The following is a 17667-nucleotide window of genomic DNA, read 5'->3' as shown; positions in this document are numbered from 1 at the left end:
GAACGGGTGGAGAGGTCATGTGACCCGGCGAATTTTGCCCTCGTCTTTGAATCACTTGCGAGAGGTCTATATGCACGATCCGTTTGAACAGTCTTTGCGTGACATGCTTAACACTTCGCCGTCCAACCGTGACGACGATGCGTGCCTGGGTCGCGTATTGAAAACCGCCAACCGTCAGGTGGGGGCGGGTGATCTGTTCGGTTTGCTGGGCCGTTGGCTGCCTGCGCTGATGATTGCGGTGAACAATGGCTCTGCCCACGTTTCACCGGTTTCTCGTCGTAAACCTATTGCTCGTACTACTGATAAGGCTGATTGAATATGGAGCTTGATCTCTGGACGCAGAGTCTGGTTACTGCAATGACAGCGCTGTGGACCAAGGTGGCGAATTTCATTCCCAACCTGTTCGGAGCGCTGGTGCTGGTGCTGTTGGGTTTTGTCGTGGCCAAGTTGCTCGACACCTTGCTGTCCAAGCTGCTGGCCAAGCTGGGTCTTGATCGTGTTATGGGGGGGACCGGCCTCACCAAATTACTGGGGCGTGTCGGCCTTAAAGTGCCGATTTCGACACTGATCGGAAAGATCGTTTATTGGTTCGTGCTGCTGATTTTCCTGGTTTCTGCGGCGCAGTCCCTTGGACTTGAAAGAGTTTCAGCTACGCTGGACATGTTGGCGCTGTACTTACCGAAGGTTTTTGGTGGCGCGCTGGTGTTGCTGGTGGGGGTTTTGTTGGCTCAATTGGCCAACGGGCTGGTGCGCGGTGCCGCCGAAGGCGTCGGCCTGGACTACGCCAGTGGCCTGGGACGGATCGCCCAGGGACTGGTGATCATCATCAGTATTTCGGTTGCGATCAGTCAGTTGGAGGTCAAGACTGACCTGCTTAACCATGTGATTGTGATTGTTTTGATTACCGTTGGTCTGGCCGTTGCGCTGGCCATGGGGTTGGGAAGCCGGGAAATCGCTGGTCAGATTCTTGCGGGAATCTATGTGCGTGAGTTGTATCAGGTAGGGCAATACGTGCGTGTAGGTGAGGTCGAAGGGCAGATCGAAGAAATCGGCACAGTAAAAACTACAGTGCTGACCGATGATGGCGATCTAGTGTCGTTGTCTAATCGAATTCTGCTGGAGCAGCAGGTGAGTAGCCGCTAAACCGGTAAACCCTGCTAATGTACGCCGCCGCGATCCTGGGTATCCGGGATGTGGCGGACATTGACCTGACTGTCGGCACGACTTGTTTTGAATAAAGCCCAAACGCTGTCCACGCGCTATGACCCCCGTGAGCTCTCTGATGAGGAGTTGGTCGCGCGCGCGCACACGGAGCTGTTTCACGTAACACGCGCGTACGAAGAATTGATGCGCAGGTATCAATGCACTCTGTTCAACGTTTGTTCAAGGTATTTAGGGAGCGATCGTGATGCGGATGATGTCTGTCAGGAAGTGATGCTCAAGGTGTTGTACGGTTTGAAGAACTTTGAGGGAAAATCGAAGTTCAAGACCTGGCTGTACAGCATCACGTACAACGAGTGCATCACGCAGTATCGGAAGGAACGGCGAAAGCGTCGCTTGATGGACGCTTTGAGTCTCGACCCCCTTGAGGAGGCGTCTGAAGAAAAGGCGCCGGCACCCGAGGAAAAGGGCGGACTTGATCGCTGGCTGGTGCATGTGAATCCGATTGATCGGGAAATTCTGGTGCTACGCTTTGTCGCAGAACTGGAATTTCAGGAAATCGCTGACATTATGCATATGGGTTTGAGTGCGACAAAAATGCGTTACAAACGCGCTCTTGATAAATTACGTGAGAAATTTGCCGGCGATACTGAAACTTAGTGCACTGCAAATATCTCTTACGTGTAGGCAAGTTCTGTTAGACTTGTCGCCGAGTTGTCCCCCGGTATGTGGGACTGCTTTACAATCACCAGATGGGGATTTAACGGATGAAACTGAAAAACACCTTGGGCTTGGCCATTGGTTCTCTTATTGCCGCTACTTCTTTCGGCGTTCTGGCACAAGGCCAAGGCGCAGTTGAAGGCGAGCTGTTCTACAAGAAGCAGTACAACGATAGCGTCAAGCACATCGAAGACGGCTTCAATCCTGGCGCTCGCATCGGTTACTTCCTGACCGACGATCTGTCCTTGAACTTGTCCTACGACAAGACCAACCACACCCGTTCGAACGACGGTACTGGCAACCAGAAGATCAAGGGTGACACTGGCAGCCTGCTGGCTACCTACCACTTCGGTCAGGCTGGTGTTGACTCCCTGCGTCCATACGTAGAAGGTGGTTTCGGTCACCAGAGCCGCACCAACGTAAAAGCTGACGGTCACAGCGGTCGCGATCAGTCGACTCTGGCTATCATCGGTACTGGTGTGAAGTACTACTTCACCAACAACCTGTTCGCTCGTGCAGGCGTTGAAGCTGACCACAACCTGGACAACGGCAAGTGGGATTACTCCGCACTGGTCGGCCTGGGCGTGAACTTCGGCGGTAACGCTGGCGCAGCACCAGCTCCTACCCCAGCACCAGCTCCAGAGCCAGTTCCAGAGCCAGAAGCTCCGGTTGCTCAGGTTGTTCGTGTTGAGCTGGACGTGAAGTTCGACTTCGACAAAGCTGTTGTTAAACAAGACAGCTACGGCGACGTGAAAAACCTGGCTGACTTCATGGCTCAGTACCCAGCTACCAACGTAGAAGTTGCTGGTCACACTGACTCCGTAGGTCCAGACGCCTACAACCAGAAGCTGTCCCAGCGTCGTGCTGACGCTGTTAAGCAAGTTCTGGTTCAAGACGGCGTTGACGCTGGCCGTATCACCTCCGTAGGTTACGGCGAATCCCGCCCAGTTGCTGACAACGCAACTGAAGCTGGTCGTGCTGTTAACCGTCGCGTAGAAGCTGCGGTTGAAGCTACCGCTCAGTAATGACTGAGTTGTAGAAAAAAGCCCGGCTTAGGCCGGGCTTTTTTTCGCCTGGGATTTGCCTCAGGCGCTGGCCTGCAACACCGCTTCAACCGCTGTTGCCGCCACCGCGCCGATCACCAGGATCGCCGGGCTCTTTAAGGCAAACGCCTGGGCATCTGCTTGCATGCGGGCCAGGGAGCTGCGGCATTCACGCTGCAATGGCAGCGAAGCGTTCTCGATCATCGCCACCGGCATATCGGCAGCCATGCCGCCCTCGAGCAATTGCGCGGCAATTTCCTCGAGTTTCGCTACGCCCATATACACCACCAACGTTGTGCCGCCTTCGGCCAATGCCCGCCAATTGAGGCTGCTGTCGTCCTGCGTATGCGCCGTGACCAGCGTCACGCCACGACTGACACCGCGCAATGTCAGGGGGATATCGCACTGCGTAGCGCCTGCCAGGCCGGCGGTGATGCCATTGACCAGTTCCACCGCCACACCGCGTTCCCTGAGCCAGATAGCTTCTTCACCACCCCGCCCGAAAATGCACGGATCACCGCCTTTGAGGCGTACTACGCACTTGCCTTGGCGCGCATATCGCAGCATCAGGCGGTGAATAAACGCTTGTGGCGTGGAGCGGCATCCACCGCGCTTGCCGACAGTGATCACGCGGGTACCTGGACAATGTTCAAGCACCGCCGGGTTGACCAAGTCATCAATCAGCACCACATCAGCCTCATGCAGGGCCCGCACCGCCTTGAGGGTCAGCAACTCCGGATCACCGGGGCCTGCACCTACCAGCCAGACTTTTGCGCTCATGCTTTATCCCCTCATACACTGATTGCGATTGGCTGCGGAGTGCTGGCCAATAAGCGTTTGATTTCCGGAACGCAGGAACCGCATTGCGTGCCGCACCCCAGCTCCTGCTTGAGCCCATTGAGGTCCAGGCCCCGGGAAATCCCGGCGCACACTGCGTTTTCACTGACGTTCTTGCAGTTGCACAACGTTTTGTTGTGAGTCGCACCGCCATCCGGTGGTGCGCTCAAGGGTGCCAACAGCCAGCGACGCAGTTGATCGTCAGCCTTGCCTTCCAGCCAGAGGCTTTGCAGCCAGTGGCGGGCCAGGGTTTCGCCGGCCAGGCGCAGGGCGGTAATCCGGCCTTTTTCGATTTTTACCCGCTTGCCGATGGAGCGGCGTGGGTCGTCATAAGCCATGACCGGACCCTCATTGAGGCCCAACAATTGGTCGATGCTTTTGAGCAGCTGCAGGTCTGGCGCTTCGGTATGCGCCGCGCGCACCACCAGCGCCGGACGCTCGCGCCCGGCCAGGCTCAGGCTGACATAGGCAAAGCCTTCGCACAGTGGACGCAAGGCCTCGAAGTGCTGCTGTACATCGCCTTCGATCAACGCGAACAACTGCCAGGGCAGTTGCACCGCTTCCAGGCGTACACCGCTGTGCTTGAGTTCAGGTTGTTTCGACAAGGGGTCGAACGCTGGCTGGGTGAGGATGTTGACCCCGCCCTTGAGGAAGCGATCGCCCCAGTGCATTGGTAGAAAGGCGTGGCCGGGTCGCACACTGTCGTCGCTGCTGACCGCCACAATCAGGTTGCCGCGACGGCTTTTGAGGTTGACCAGATCACCGTCCTTGAAACGCTGCCGCCGCAGTTCATCGGGGTGCAGGCCGAGCAAAGCCTCGCTGACATGGCCGAACAACTGCGCGGCGGTGCCGGTGCGGCTCATGCCATGCCACTGATCCCGCAGGCGGCCGGTAATCAGGGTCAGTGGAAAACGTGCGTCACGTTGTTCCTTGGCGGGGCGGTATGGATCGGCAATAAAGTGTGCACGACCACTGTCGGTAGGGAAGTGCCGGTCGCTGTACAGCCGCGCCGTGCCGCTTTGCGCATCGACCGGGAATGGCCATTGTTGTGGTCCAATCTGGTCGAGCACGGCGTGGCTGATGCCCGACAAATCCAAGTCGCGACCGCGAGTCAGTTGCTTGAATTCATCGAAAATCTGTGCCGCTTGCTCAAAGGCAAACAGGTTCGGCAGGCCTGGCCGCAAACGCCGCTCCAGGCGCTGGGCGAAGTCCACGGTAATTGCCCAATCCGGTCGCGCCTCACCCGGTGGAGCAATAGCCTGGCGGACGTGGGAAATACGCCGCTCGGAGTTGGTCACCGTGCCGTCTTTCTCACCCCAGCTGGCGGCTGGCAACAACAGGTCGGCAAAGGTCGCGGTTTCCGTGGTGCGAAAGGCTTCCTGCAGGACCACGAACGGGCAGGCTTGCAGGGCTTGGCGCACTGCGTTCTGGTCCGGCAGGGATTGGGCAGGATTGGTGCAGGCGATCCACAGGGCCTTGATCTTGCCCGCCTGCATCTGTTCAAACAGTTCGATGGCGGTCAGCCCGGTACTGGCCGGTAAGTGTTCGACGCCCCAATACGCGGCGACTTCTGAGCGGTGTGCCGGGTTGGCTGCTTCGCGATGGCCTGGCAACAGGTTCGACAGGCTCCCGGTTTCGCGCCCGCCCATGGCATTCGGCTGGCCGGTGAGCGAGAAGGGCCCGCAGCCCGGCCGGCCAATGGTCCCGGTGGCCAAGTGCAAATTGATCAGTGCGCTGTTCTTCGCACTGCCAGCGGTGGATTGATTGAGCCCCATGCACCAAAGAGACAGGAAGCTTGCAGAGGTGCCGACCCATTGGGCGCATTGGCGCAACTGCTCGACGCTGATCCCGCACAACTGTGTGACCATTTGCGGTGTGTAGTCATGGACCAGTCGTTTCAACTCATCCAGACCGTCGGTGTGCGCCTGGATAAAGTCGCGGTCGATCCAGTCTTCCCACAATAACAGGTGCAAAATTCCATGGAACAGCGCGACATCGGTCCCAGGGAGAATCGCCAGGTGCATGTCCGCCAGATCGCAGGTATCGGTGCGACGCGGATCGATCACCACGACTTTCATGTCCGGCCGGCGGACCTTGGCTTCTTCCAGGCGTCGGAACAACACCGGATGCGCATAGGCCATGTTACTGCCGACGATCAGCACACAATCGCTGGACTCCAGGTCCTCGTAGCTGCATGGCGGCGCGTCGGCGCCCAGGCTGCGCTTGTAGCCGACCACCGCCGAAGACATGCACAACCTGGAATTGCTGTCGATATTGTTGGTGCCCACCAGCGCCCTGGCGAGTTTGTTGAAGCTGTAGTAGTCCTCGGTCAGCAGTTGCCCGGAGATGTAGAAGGCCACACTGTCGGGGCCGTGTTCGGCGATGGTCTCGGCGAATACATTCGCGGCGTGCTCCAGGGCGGTGTCCCAATCGGTGCGGCTGCGGGCAAGGGCTTTGCCCAGCCGCAGTTCCGGGTACAACGCGCGTGCGCTAAGGTCGCCGGTCAGGTGCAGGCTGGCGCCCTTGCTGCACAGCTTGCCGAAGTTGGCCGGGTGCGTGGGGTCGCCACTGACGCCGAGGATCTGCGTGTCGTCATGCTCGATCAGCACGCCGCAACCGACCCCGCAGTAGCAGCAGGTCGACGCGGTGGTCTGGCGGTTCATCAACCGGCGTCCTGCAGGGCCAGCATCACCCGGCCGTTTTCGACCCGGGCCGGATGATGGTGGGCGCAGCCGACATCCGGCGCCTGGGCTTCACCAGACGCCAAATCGATCTGCCAGTTATGCAGCGGACACGCCACCCGCTTGCCATAGATCAACCCCTGGGAGAGCGGGCCACCTTTGTGAGGGCAGCGGTCATCAAGGGCGAAGACTTCATCGTCACTGGTGCGAAAAATCGCGATGTCACCCTTTGGTCCACTGACAATTCGCGAACCGAGGCTGTTGATTTCTTCGAGGGCGCAGATATCCAGCCAGTTCATGCCGGCACCTCCAGTTGTTTAACAGGGATGACGTCGAATTCCTTTTTCAGCAGCGGCTGCTCAAGGCGTTCTTTCCACGGATCCTGTTCGAACGACAGGGAAAACTGCAGGCGCTCGTTGAGTGCCTGGCGTCGCGCCGGGTCTTCCAGCACGGCCTTCTTGATGTGGTCCATGCCCACCCGTTGCATGTAGTGCACGGTGCGTTCGAGGTAGAAGGCTTCCTCGCGGTACAACTGCAGGAATGCGCCGTTGTATTCGCGCACTTCCTCGGCGGTCTTGAGCTTGACGAAGAACTCCGCGACTTCGGTCTTGATCCCGCCGTTGCCGCCGATGTACATCTCCCAGCCGGAGTCGACACCGATAATGCCTACGTCCTTGATCCCGGCTTCCGAGCAGTTGCGCGGGCATCCGGACACTGCGAGCTTGACCTTGTGCGGCGACCACATGTTGAACAAGTCATGTTCCAGCTCGATGCCCAATTGTGTCGAGTTCTGCGTGCCGAAGCGGCAGAACTCGCTGCCTACGCAGGTCTTCACAGTACGGATGGATTTGCCATACGCATGACCGGAGGGCATGTCGAGGTCTTTCCAGACACCCGGCAGGTCTTGTTTTTTGATGCCCAGCAAATCGATGCGCTGTCCGCCGGTGACCTTGACCATCGGCACGTTGTACTTGTCTGCCACGTCGGCGATACGGCGCAGTTCCGAAGGATTGGTCACACCGCCCCACATCCGCGGGACGACGGAGTAGGTACCGTCTTTCTGAATGTTGGCGTGGGCCCGCTCGTTGATCAGGCGCGACTGCGGGTCATCCTTGGCTTCGCCCGGCCAGGTGGAAATCAGGTAGTAGTTCAACGCCGGACGGCACGTGGCGCACCCGTTGGGTGTGCGCCAGTTCAGGTAGCTCATGGTGCCGGCGATCGTCAGCAGGTGCTGTTCGCGGATCGCCTGGCGGATTTGTCCGTGGTTGAGATCGCTGCAACCGCAGATGGCTTTTTCGCTCTTTGGCTTGACGTCGGCTGCGCCGCCCACGGTGTTGATCAGGATCTGTTCCACCAGTCCGACACATGAACCGCAGGAACTGGCGGCCTTGGTGTGCTTTTTCACCTCGTCGACGCTGAACAGTCCTTGCTCTTGAATCGCTTTGACGATGGTGCCCTTGCAGACACCGTTGCAACCACAGACTTCCGCGTTGTCGGCCATGCTCATGGCTTTGTCCTGGCCTTGGTGACCGACGTCGCCCAAGGCATTTTCGCCGAACATCAGGTGATCACGAATCTCGCCAATGCCATGGTTCTCACGAATCTGCCGGAAATACCAACCGCCGTCGGCAGTATCACCGTACAGGCAAGCGCCGACCAGGATGTCGTCCTTGATCACCAGCTTCTTGTAGACACCGCCAATCGGGTCGGACAGGGTGATGGTTTCAGTGCCTTCACCGCCCATGAAGTTGCCGGCGGAAAACAGGTCAATACCGGTGACTTTCAGCTTGGTGGAGGTCACCGAGCCTTTGTAGGTGGCGAACCCCAGCTGGGCCAGATGGTTGGCGCAGACCTTGGCTTGTTCGAACAGCGGTGCGACCAAACCGTAAGCGATGCCGCGATGGCTGGCGCATTCGCCAATGGCATAGATACGTGGGTCGTAGGTTTGCAGGGTGTCGTTGACCAGAATCCCACGGTTGCACGGGATGCCGGATTTTTCCGCCAGTTCGGTATTCGGGCGGATCCCGGCGGCCATTACCACCAGGTCCGCAGGGATCACATCGCCGTTCTTGAACTGCACCGACCCGACCCGGCCATTGCCGGCGTCGTGCAACGCCTGGGTCTGTTCGCACATGCGGAACACCAGGCCACGGCTTTCCAGCTCGGTCTGCAACAGTTGGCCGCTGGTCTTGTCCAGCTGCCGCTCCAGCAGCCATTCGCCGAGGTGCACCACGGTCACGTGCATACCGCGCAGCATCAGGCCGTTGGCCGCTTCCAGGCCGAGCAAGCCGCCACCGATGACCACGGCGTGTGTGTGAGTCTTGGCGGTGTCGATCATGGCCTGGGTGTCGGCAATGTCGCGGTAACCGATAACGCCCTCCAGGGTGTGGCCGGGGATCGGTAAAATGAATGGGGTCGAGCCGGTGGCGATCAGCAAGCGATCGTACTCGGCCTCGGTACCGTCCTCGGCAATGACTATGCGTTTGACTCGGTCGATCTGCACCACTTTGCGGTTGAGCAACAACTTGATGTCGTTCTGCAGATACCAGTCCAGATCGTTGAGCACGATCTCTTCGAAGGTCTGTTCACCAGCCAGCACCGGTGACAACAGGATGCGGTTGTAATTGGTGTGAGGTTCGGCGCCGAAGACGGTGATGTCATACAGCTCGTTGCTCAATTTGAGCAGTTCTTCAAGGGTACGGACCCCGGCCATGCCGTTGCCGATCATCACCAGTTTGAGTCTTTTCATGTCGTTCTCCGCAATGGCTCGACAAATCACGCGCAAACAAAAAAGGCATCCCCGCTAGATAGCTAGCGAGGACGCCTTTGTCCTGGTCCCGTTCTCTCGGGAAAGCCCCACCTTCGTCGTTGAAGGGTGGGCTGTATGTGGGTGTTGGAGAAAGCTAATGCAGTGGTTGTGCCAAGTCGCCTGGTGTCCGCTTTTATTGGGTATGCGGCGGATCAGGAGTGCGCTTTTGCTTCTTAGTGGTGCAATAACCCGTACAGCAGCACCAGATTGATCAACAACGACAGCATGGCCAGTGTCTGCCAGACCTTGAGCGGCTCACGCTCCAACAGCGGCCTGGGGCGAATGCTCAGTTCACGGCGATCGGCCTGCTCCAGCACCAGTAGCCATTGCTCGGCAGTTTCATAACGTTGCGCCGGTTGTACTGCGACGGCGTGCTCCAGGCTTTGATGCAGCCAGTCGGGCAGGTCGGGTCGGTAGCGACTGGCACTGACCGGCGTGGTGAACTTGGGTCGTTGAAACGCTTCGACTTCTGCGTAGGGATAATGCCCGGTCAGCAGGTAATACAAGGTCACGCCTGCGCTGTACAAATCCTGCTGCGGGCTCGGACGTTCGCCATTAAAGGCTTCGGGGGCGATGAAACTCGGGGTGCCGGGCAACACGTGGGCACGGTCTTCGGACAGGCCCGGGCAGTAGGCCAGGCCGAAATCCAGTATCCGCAACTCCCCGTCGTCCCCCAGCAGCAGGTTTTCCGGTTTGATGTCGCGATGCAGGATTTGCCGCCGATGCAACTGTCCGATTGCCCGCAACAGGCGTTCTGCGAGGGATTGCCATTGCGCGAGCGGCAAGGGGCCATGGCGCTTGAACAGTTCGGCGAGGGTCAGTCCTGAGTATTCGCGCATCACGTAGTACAAATGCTGACGCCCGTTGGCCGGGTGGACTTCAGGAAACGCACGTCCGGCGACCCGGCGCAAAAACCACTCTTCCGACAGCAAGGCTTGCGCCGCGAACAGGTCATCATCAAGGCTGGTCGGCAGGGTTTTAAGCAGCCACGGCTGGTGCTGGGCATCACGCACCCGGTAGAGCAGGGATTGGCGGCTTTGCCCCAGCGTTGACTCCACCTGCCAGCCCTCGAACTGTTGACCGGCCCTCAGTGTCGGTGGCAATGGCCACTGCTGCAGCTGCACCAGCGCATCGCCAAGGGTCGCGGCGCCGAGTTGGTCAATGCGCACCAGCAGCGCGCTGGCATTGTCCTGGCTGCCCGCCAAATGTGCGGCGCTGATCAGGGTATTCACTGCCAGCTCCAGGTCTGTCTGCTCCCGCAGGATCGCGCTGATACTGTGATCACCCAAGGTGGACCACACGCCGTCGCTGAGCAGCAGGAAGCACTCGCCCTTGCGCAGCTCGCCGTCGAGAAAGTCCACCACCAGATGCTGGTCCAGGCCGAGGGCGCGCTTGAGCACATGCTGCATGCCCGGTTGCTCCCACACATGTTCTTCGCTGATACGCAGCAACTCGTCGTCGAACCAGCGATAGACCCGGCAGTCGCCGACATGCGCAAGAGTAAAGCGCTGCCCGCGAAACACCAGGGCGCTGAGGGTGGTCAACAGCGGCTGGCCACCACCGTTGGCCTGCAGCCAGCGATTTTGTGCCAGCAACAAGCGGTCCAGGGCCTGGGCCACACCCCAGGTTTGCGGCGTGGCGTAATAGTCGAGGGCCAGCGCCTGCAAGGTCGAGCGAGCCGCGAGGCCACCGTCCGCGCACTGGCTGACCCCATCCGCGATGGCACATAGGTAGCCTTTGCTGGCAGCCAGTTCCGGAGCCGGGGTCACCAGGCGCAAGGCATCCTGGTTTTCCTGCCGGGGGCCGATGGCGCTGGCTTGGGCAAAGCTCAGTTGCAGGCTCATCAGACCCGCGCGGCGGTGACTGTCGCCGAACCCCAGGTGGTTCTCCAGCGACGCTTGACGCCATACAAGCCGAACCAGGCCAGTACGCCCAGGCTGGCAAACAGCCAGAGTGCCAGTTGATAGCTGCCGGTGCTTTGCTTGATCGTACCCATGCCTGCCGCGAGGACGAAACCACCGATGCCGCCGGCCATGCCGATCAGGCCGGTCATCACGCCGATCTCGCGTCGAAAACGTTGGGGCACCAACTGGAATACCGCGCCGTTACCTGCACCCAAACCGAGCATGGTGCAGACGAAAAGGGCCAGGGCTGCGTAAGAACTTGGCAAGTTGAACCCCACCGCGGCGATGCAGACCGCTGCCACGGCGTACATGCCCAGCAGGGTGCGAATCCCGCCGAAGCGGTCAGCCAGGGCGCCGCCCAACGGACGCATCAGACTGCCGCCAAATACGCAGGCCGCGGTGTAGTAGCCGGCGGTGATCAGGCTCAAGCCGTACTGATCGTTGAAGTAACCGGGCAGGGCGCTGGCCAGGCCGATAAAACCACCGAAGGTCACGCTGTAGAAGAACATGAACCACCAACTGTCGCGATCTCCCAAGGCCTTGAAGTAGTCGGCCCTGGATTTGGCTTTTGGCCGCTCGGGGGCGTTGCGTGCCAGCCAGGCGAACACGATCAACGTCAGGATCAGCGGAATCAGGGCAAAGCCGAATACGTTGGTCCAGCCAAACGCGGCCGCCAGCACCGGTGCGAGCATGGCGGCGAACACCGTGCCGGAGTTGCCTGCGCCGGCGATGCCCATGGCCTTGCCTTGGTGCTCGGCTGGGTACCATTGCGATGCCAGAGGCAAGGCGACAGCGAAAGACGCGCCGGCCATGCCGAGGAACAGCCCCAGCAACAAGGCTTGTTCATAGGTGTGGATCCCCATTTTCCAGGCTGCGAACAGTGCACCGATGACGATCACCTGACCGATCAGGCCGGCGGTCTTGGGCGACAGCCGGTCTGCCAGCATGCCCATTAGAAACCGCAGGATGGCACCGGCCAGGATTGGTGTTGCCACCATCAGTCCGCGTTGTTGGGTGGTCAGTTGCAAGTCGGTGGCGATCAACACCGCCATGGGACCCAGCAGGTACCAGACCATGAAGCTCAGGTCGAAATACAGGAACGCGGCAAACAAGGTCGGGGTGTGGCCGGATTTCCAGAAGCTTGATTTCATCACGCACCTCAGCGGTAAGGGTCTTGTAAGAAGGCCTTGTGATGGAGTGGCTGCTAAAGGCCACCCCACCGGCCCCGGGCTGTGGGGCCAAAACGAAAAAACGCCGCCACCGGGTTCGCGTTGGCAAACCGGGTGTGCGACGTCTTTGTCGGGGTGGGGCAACCGCCGTTGGCTACCTGTGATGTTTGGTTAGCAAGTCCTGCGCCAAGAATGCCGACGCTGTCGGGGTCAGGTGTTTATTGTTTTTGGGAAGGCATATCCAACTCGACCCTTCCTTGGATCACCCCAACAACTCACTCATCGCAATAATCTGCTCCGCCACCTGGACCAGTTTCTGCTGGCGGCTCATGGCTTGGCGGCGCATCAGGGTGTAAGCCTGTTCCTCATTACAGTCCTTCATTTTCATCAGCAGACCCTTGGCCAGCTCGATGCGCTTGCGCTCCGCCAGTTGCTGATCACGCGCCAGCAGTTGCGCGCGCAGGGCCTGATCGCTTTCAAAGCGGGCCATCGCCACGTCGAGGATCGGTTGCAGGCGCTGGGCCTGGATACCCTCGACGATATAAGCGCTGACCCCGGACTTGATCGCCTGACGCATGACTCCCGGGTCATGCTCGTCGGTAAACATCACAATGGGCCGAGGCTGGTCGCGACTGACCAGCACCACTTGCTCCATCACATCACGGCTCGGTGACTCGGTATCGATCAGAATCACATCCGGACGCACCGTTTCGACTCGCGCGGGCAGGTCGATGGTCAGGCCAGATTCATCGATGACCTCAAAACCGGCTTCGATCAGCGCCGTCTTGAGGCGTCCGACCTTGCGTGGGGTGTCGTTGATCAGCAGGATTCGCAACATAAGTCCTCCTCCGGTCAGCGCAAAGCATGCCGGACGACATCGTCGGCCATGGCGTGCAGGCGGAAGCTGCGGGCATAACCGGCGGGGTCCGAGCCATCCCAGACCTTGCCGTCGATCAACTGATTGCTGCGCATTTCCTGATCATGGGCGGCTATCCCCACTGCGCCAGCTGCTTGGCGATAAATGTCCAGGCGCTGTACCTGGCGCGCGACGGCGAAGTAATCCGGATCCTCACGCAGCAGGCCCCAACGCCGGAACTGGGTCATGAACCACATGCCGTCGGACAGGTAGGGCACGTTGACCTGGCCGTTCCCATGGAAGCGCAAGGCATGGGCGTCTTGCCAGTGGTTACCCAGGCCGTCGTGATAATCCCCCAGCAGGCGCGGCGCTATGCATTCCAGCGGTGCATCCAGGTATTCCCGGGCACTCAGCAGTTGCGCGGTGGAGCGGCGGTTCTCGGTGCTGTCCTCGATAAATCGACTGGCTTGCAGAATGGCCATTACCAGTACGCGCGCGGTGTTGGGGTACTGTTCGACAAATGCCTGGGTACAGCCCAGGACCTTTTCCGGGTGATCCGGCCAGATCGTTTGTGTGGTGGCCAACGTAAACCCCAGGTTTTGCTGAACCGCGCTGGCGGACCAGGGTTCGCCGACGCAAAAACCGTCGATCCGCCCGGCTTGCAGATGCGCGACCATCTGCGATGGAGGTACGACCACGCTGTCGACATCCTGTAATGGATGGATGCCCTGGCTGGCGAGCCAGTAGTACAACCACATGGCGTGGGTACCCGTGGGAAAGGTCTGGGCGAAGGTCAGTTTTGTTCGGCTTTGGTGCACCAGATGTTCCAGTGCTTCAGGACTGGTCACCCCTTGCATTTGCAAGCCGTGAGACAGGTTGATGCTTTGGCCGTTCTGGCTCAGCCCCATCAGGACCGCCATCGCCGTGGGCGGGACACCGCCGATACCCAGGTGTACCGCGTAGCTCAGGCCGTACAGGCTTTGGGCGGCGTCCAGCTCGCCGCTGACCAGTTTATCCCGCAGGCCGGCCCAGGATGACTGGCGTTTGAGGTTCAGTGTGAGCCCGTAAGGCTGGGCAAACCCCTGTGTGGCGGCGACCACCAGCGAAGCGCAATCGCTCAGGGCCATGAAGCCCAGGTCGAGGCTGCTCTTTTCCGGCGCATCGCTGCCGTTGACCCAGGCCAAGGGGTTGTTGGCCTGGCTGCTGCCGACCCGATCATTCATCAACACCTACCTTCTTTCTGAAAAAAACGCCGTTGCACCACGCGGCTTGCAAGCACACGCAGGTGACGACGCCTTTGTCTTTGAGCCCGTTCCGGCGTTGATACGGGCTGCGATAGGCAAGGCAAAGCAAGGCACATGCCACGGTGTGCGGGCAGTGCTACTTCGTCAGCTTTTCATCAAGATTGCACGGCGGCGGCCTTTCACTATGGGCGCATTCTCAACGCCGTGCCGCTCAGGAAGACCAGAGTGCCCCTTGATCAATCTGCCGCGAAACCCTGCGCTACAGGCGTGCCGCGGCTGCCTCGACGTCTCGATCCTCGACGTTGGCTGCTCTGCTGCCTGCTGATGCTGGGGAGCGCGGCTTGTCTGGCCGAGGCTTACCAGGCGCAGGATGAAAACCTGCGGGTATTCTTTACGGCGCTGTCGGCTCCCATGGGGCAGTCCATCGTTGTCAGCCAGAAAGCCGCGCGCAAGCGTATTACCGGACATTTCGATTTCCTGGTGCCCCAGGCTGTGCTTGACACGGTCACCCTGGCGCAACGATTGATTTGGTACAGCGACGGCCAAGCGCTCTATATCTACGACGCCAGTGAGGCGAAAAGCTCGGTGGTCTCACTGCGGCACATTTCGGTCGACAAGTTGCGTGATGCCATGAGGCGCTCCGGGCTCAGCGAAACGCGCCACCCGCTGCGCGAAGGCACGGGGCGGATATTTTATATTTCCGGGCCGCCCAATTACGTCGACCACGTGCTGCGCCTGGCCCAGCTCGTGGACCGCAAGCGTCCCGAGCTGCGCATGGGCCCGCAGGAAATCGGTGTCGTCCAGGTGCTTAACACTCATGTCGCGGATCGCCAGTACGCCATGGCTGGCGAAAAAATTGTCGTGCCAGGCATGGCCACAATGCTTGAAAAGCTCCTCGCCACCGAGCGCAAGAACGTCGCTCCGCTCACTCAGGGGCAGTCGGGGTTGCTGGCAGGCGGGCGTATTTCGGTGATGGCGTACCCGGATACCAACAGCTTGTTGATTAAGGGGAACCCCGCACAAGTGAGCTTTATTGAGCGTCTTGTGGCGGAGTTGGATGTACCCAAACGGTCGGTCGAAATTTCGCTCTGGCGGGTAGACATGGACCGGCACGCGTTCGAGAAAATGGGCGTGGTCCCTGCCGGCAGGCACAAAAAAGGTGGGTCGCAACTGGTGAGTCGTGTGCTGACACCGCTTGAAGACCGTGCCCTGATGACTCGAATCAGGACGTTGGAGCGACGTCGACAAGCCGCTGTGGTGACATTGCCGGTGATTCTGACCCAGGAGAATGTCCCTGCGATGTTTCATGACGAGCAATCCCTTTACCTGGCCTCACACAATCAGGGCGGCCAGGTATGGCTACCGGTTGGCTATGGAACGCAAGTCAGTGTTCTACCGCGTCTTGCCGAGGCGAACGAGATCGAGATGCAGCTCACCATTGAGGACGGTCGTCAAATAAACCCGGTGGGCAATGGTGAACGGTCCTCGGCGGCGGTAGGGCGTGTGGGCATCAATACGGTGGTCCGGGTCGCCCAAGGCAAGCGTTTATTGCTGGGCAGTTTTCGGCGTGATGTCGAAGGGGCCAAACCCGGACCTTCGCGGGAACGCTACGACGCGCCAGGGACCCACGGCGTGCGCCTTTTCATTATTCAGGCCAGGGCTGTGAACGATGACCTGACACCGCGGCACGTCCCTGGTCCGCGTTCAACCATGACGCCTGCTCAACACGCACAAGCCCGACAGGCGTTCATGAACTCCTCAGCGCAATGAAATCAACGGTTTTCCTGCCCAAGGCCCAAGGAGGCTCCACATGCACGCCCGCACTCTTGATGAACTGGTAAAGGCCGCGTTGTTGCATAGCGGCTGTAATGCACAGCAGATCGGCAGCTTTGATAGCCACAGCACCATTGAGATGCAGATGCGTAACTCGCCGAACATCAATATCGGCAAGATTGACGATGATGTATGGGTGTGGAGTTCCGTGGCGGAGACCGGGCCGTCCTTGTATCGGCATTCGTCCTATGTGCTGCTGCAGTTCATCTTCAAGGAGTGTGCGTTTGCCCGTAGCGGCCAAATACAGTTGGCGGATATCGACGGACGCCTTGAGCTTCGTTTGATGGCAGGGCCACAGGCGCTGTCCAGTGCCGAGAACTTTTGCGCTGCCCTGAATGATTTTGTGAGGCGTATCGAGACGTTACGCAACCTCATTCAGCCATGAACCGACGATTTTGAAACTTCCTACGTGGTGTGTCCGAGAAACCATCAATTTTTGGGTTTTTGCCTAACGAGAGATCGACCTCTGGTTTCTATAGTCGCGTCATCTCGGATAGGACGTTTTGGCAATGAGGAACCGTGGATGTCTTTAGGTGAGTGGGTCACCGGAGGAGAAGACTTGAGGTCGGTCTCTTTCATGTTCGATCGCTGGACGTTGCAAGGGGATGGCAGGCTGACCACTGATGGCGTGGATATCCAGCTGCCTCCCAAGGAATGGCATGTGCTGCGTTTGCTGCTTGCCTGCCCAGATTTACTGGTGACCAAGGACCGTTTGTTGGCGTTGGTCTGGCCCAACGGCGAGGTGGCCGAGGAGTCCCTGACCCGTTGTATTTGCTCACTGCGCAAATACCTGAAGGGCGCCAGAAGCATGATTACCACGGTGTATGGTCAAGGTTATCGTTTCAATGGTCCGGTGAGGGTGCTCGACAAGAATGGGCCGCTTGAGGGCGCCGCCAATTGCCCGGGCTGCGGCCTGATTATCCGGGGGGGTGACCAGCAGTGAAGAGGGTTTTTGCGCCGGCATTGTTATTGATTGTGCTGGTCGGATCCAACGAGGCCCGGGGCTTTTGCTGGCTCGAGGCCGCCAACCGGCATGATATTGAACCCGAGCTACTGCAGGCCATCGCTGCGGTAGAGTCTGGTTATCGACCCAAAGCCATGAATTACAGTAACCACAATGGCTCCCGTGACATCGGCCTGATGCAAATCAACAGCATTCATTTGCCGCGCCTGCTTAAGCAGGGGATTACCGAGCAGCGGTTGCTGGCCGAACCCTGTTTGTCGGTGGACGTGGGGGCTTCCATCCTTGCCGGGTTCATCAAGCAATTCGGCTACAACTGGACCGCGGTGGGGGCATACAACGCGGGGCCTGGGGCGGGGGCCCGGCGTGAAGCGCTGCGGCTGCGGTATGCGCAAAGGATCTGGGAGCGCTACGAGGCGTTGATCGCCCAGCGCAAAGGATGATTGCCG

At 59.5% G+C, this 17667-nt stretch carries 16 protein-coding genes; 8 read left to right on the top strand and 8 right to left on the bottom strand.

From position 1 onward, the window contains the following. Nucleotides 1-70 precede the first annotated feature (70 nt). The 4 genes from BLU75_RS14840 to BLU75_RS14825 all read left to right on the top strand — a co-directional run bounded on the left by BLU75_RS14840 (nt 71) and on the right by BLU75_RS14825 (nt 2906). On the top strand, nt 71-316 hold the full coding sequence (locus BLU75_RS14840) for a CrfX protein (protein WP_084378901.1): 246 nt from the start codon (nt 71-73) through the stop codon (nt 314-316). Between the two features lie 2 nt (nt 317-318). Then, nucleotides 319-1143, top strand: coding sequence for a mechanosensitive ion channel family protein (locus BLU75_RS14835; RefSeq protein ID WP_084378900.1), 825 nt, complete (start codon nt 319-321; stop codon nt 1141-1143). Nucleotides 1144-1230: 87 nt separating this feature from the next. Beyond that, the gene (gene sigX, locus BLU75_RS14830; RefSeq protein WP_090221491.1) at nt 1231-1821 is read left to right on the top strand and encodes an RNA polymerase sigma factor SigX; all 591 of its coding nucleotides are present in this window, start codon (nt 1231-1233) and stop codon (nt 1819-1821) included. A gap of 107 nt (nt 1822-1928) precedes the next feature. Further along, entirely contained in the window at nt 1929-2906 is a 978-nt protein-coding gene (locus tag BLU75_RS14825) for an OmpA family protein (protein ID WP_084378898.1), read from the top strand. Nucleotides 2907-2966: 60 nt separating this feature from the next. Here BLU75_RS14825 and cobA read toward each other — a convergent pair whose 3' ends face one another. The 8 genes from cobA to BLU75_RS14785 all read right to left on the bottom strand — a co-directional run bounded on the left by cobA (nt 2967) and on the right by BLU75_RS14785 (nt 14403). Continuing rightward, the gene (gene cobA, locus BLU75_RS14820; RefSeq protein ID WP_084378897.1) at nt 2967-3704 is read right to left on the bottom strand and encodes a uroporphyrinogen-III C-methyltransferase; all 738 of its coding nucleotides are present in this window, start codon (nt 3702-3704) and stop codon (nt 2967-2969) included. Between the two features lie 11 nt (nt 3705-3715). After that, nucleotides 3716-6424 (bottom strand): nitrate reductase, encoded by a 2709-nt coding sequence (locus tag BLU75_RS14815; RefSeq protein ID WP_084378896.1) that lies wholly within the window; start codon nt 6422-6424, stop codon nt 3716-3718. Beyond that, a complete protein-coding gene (gene nirD / locus BLU75_RS14810) occupies nt 6424-6741 on the bottom strand; it encodes a nitrite reductase small subunit NirD (RefSeq protein WP_084378895.1) in 318 nt (105 codons plus the stop codon). Before nirD ends, BLU75_RS14815 begins: the two co-directional genes overlap by 1 nt. After that, nucleotides 6738-9191 (bottom strand): nitrite reductase large subunit NirB, encoded by a 2454-nt coding sequence (nirB, locus tag BLU75_RS14805; protein ID WP_084378894.1) that lies wholly within the window; start codon nt 9189-9191, stop codon nt 6738-6740. Before nirB ends, nirD begins: the two co-directional genes overlap by 4 nt. A 233-nt stretch (nt 9192-9424) precedes the next feature. Further along, nucleotides 9425-11095, bottom strand: a complete 1671-nt coding sequence (locus tag BLU75_RS14800) for a bifunctional protein-serine/threonine kinase/phosphatase (protein ID WP_084378893.1) — start codon at nt 11093-11095, stop codon at nt 9425-9427. After that, a complete protein-coding gene (locus tag BLU75_RS14795) occupies nt 11095-12306 on the bottom strand; it encodes a nitrate/nitrite transporter (protein WP_090221490.1) in 1212 nt (403 codons plus the stop codon). The genes BLU75_RS14800 and BLU75_RS14795 overlap by 1 nt, the downstream gene beginning before the upstream one ends. Nucleotides 12307-12586: 280 nt before the next feature. Then, nucleotides 12587-13162 (bottom strand): ANTAR domain-containing response regulator, encoded by a 576-nt coding sequence (locus BLU75_RS14790; protein WP_084378891.1) that lies wholly within the window; start codon nt 13160-13162, stop codon nt 12587-12589. A 14-nt stretch (nt 13163-13176) separates the two neighbouring features. Next, complete coding sequence (locus tag BLU75_RS14785) at nt 13177-14403, bottom strand: CmpA/NrtA family ABC transporter substrate-binding protein (RefSeq protein ID WP_084378890.1); 1227 nt, start codon at nt 14401-14403, stop codon at nt 13177-13179. Between the two features lie 345 nt (nt 14404-14748). On the opposite strand from BLU75_RS14785, the gene sctC reads away from it, so the two are divergent. The 4 genes from sctC (at nt 14749) to BLU75_RS14765 (ending at nt 17661) form a co-directional block, all read left to right on the top strand. Continuing rightward, nucleotides 14749-16194, top strand: a complete 1446-nt coding sequence (gene sctC, locus BLU75_RS14780; RefSeq protein WP_084378889.1) for a type III secretion system outer membrane ring subunit SctC — start codon at nt 14749-14751, stop codon at nt 16192-16194. 40 nt (nt 16195-16234) lie between these two features. Then, nucleotides 16235-16642 carry an InvB/SpaK family type III secretion system chaperone gene (locus BLU75_RS14775; protein WP_084378888.1) on the top strand — a complete coding sequence of 136 codons (408 nt, stop codon included), beginning with the start codon at nt 16235-16237 and terminating at the stop codon, nt 16640-16642. A 138-nt stretch (nt 16643-16780) separates the two neighbouring features. After that, nucleotides 16781-17200 (top strand): winged helix-turn-helix domain-containing protein, encoded by a 420-nt coding sequence (locus BLU75_RS14770; protein WP_084378887.1) that lies wholly within the window; start codon nt 16781-16783, stop codon nt 17198-17200. Then, entirely contained in the window at nt 17197-17661 is a 465-nt protein-coding gene (locus BLU75_RS14765) for a transglycosylase SLT domain-containing protein (RefSeq protein ID WP_084378886.1), read from the top strand. The genes BLU75_RS14770 and BLU75_RS14765 overlap by 4 nt, the downstream gene beginning before the upstream one ends. Nucleotides 17662-17667: the final 6 nt, after the last annotated feature.

Origin of the sequence: Pseudomonas mucidolens (genome assembly GCF_900106045.1) — a bacterium.
In the GTDB taxonomy this organism is placed as follows: Bacteria; Pseudomonadota; Gammaproteobacteria; order Pseudomonadales; family Pseudomonadaceae; genus Aquipseudomonas; species Aquipseudomonas mucidolens.
The sequence above is the reverse complement of the archived record's forward strand: the minus strand, read 5'-3'. Positions and strand labels throughout refer to the sequence as shown.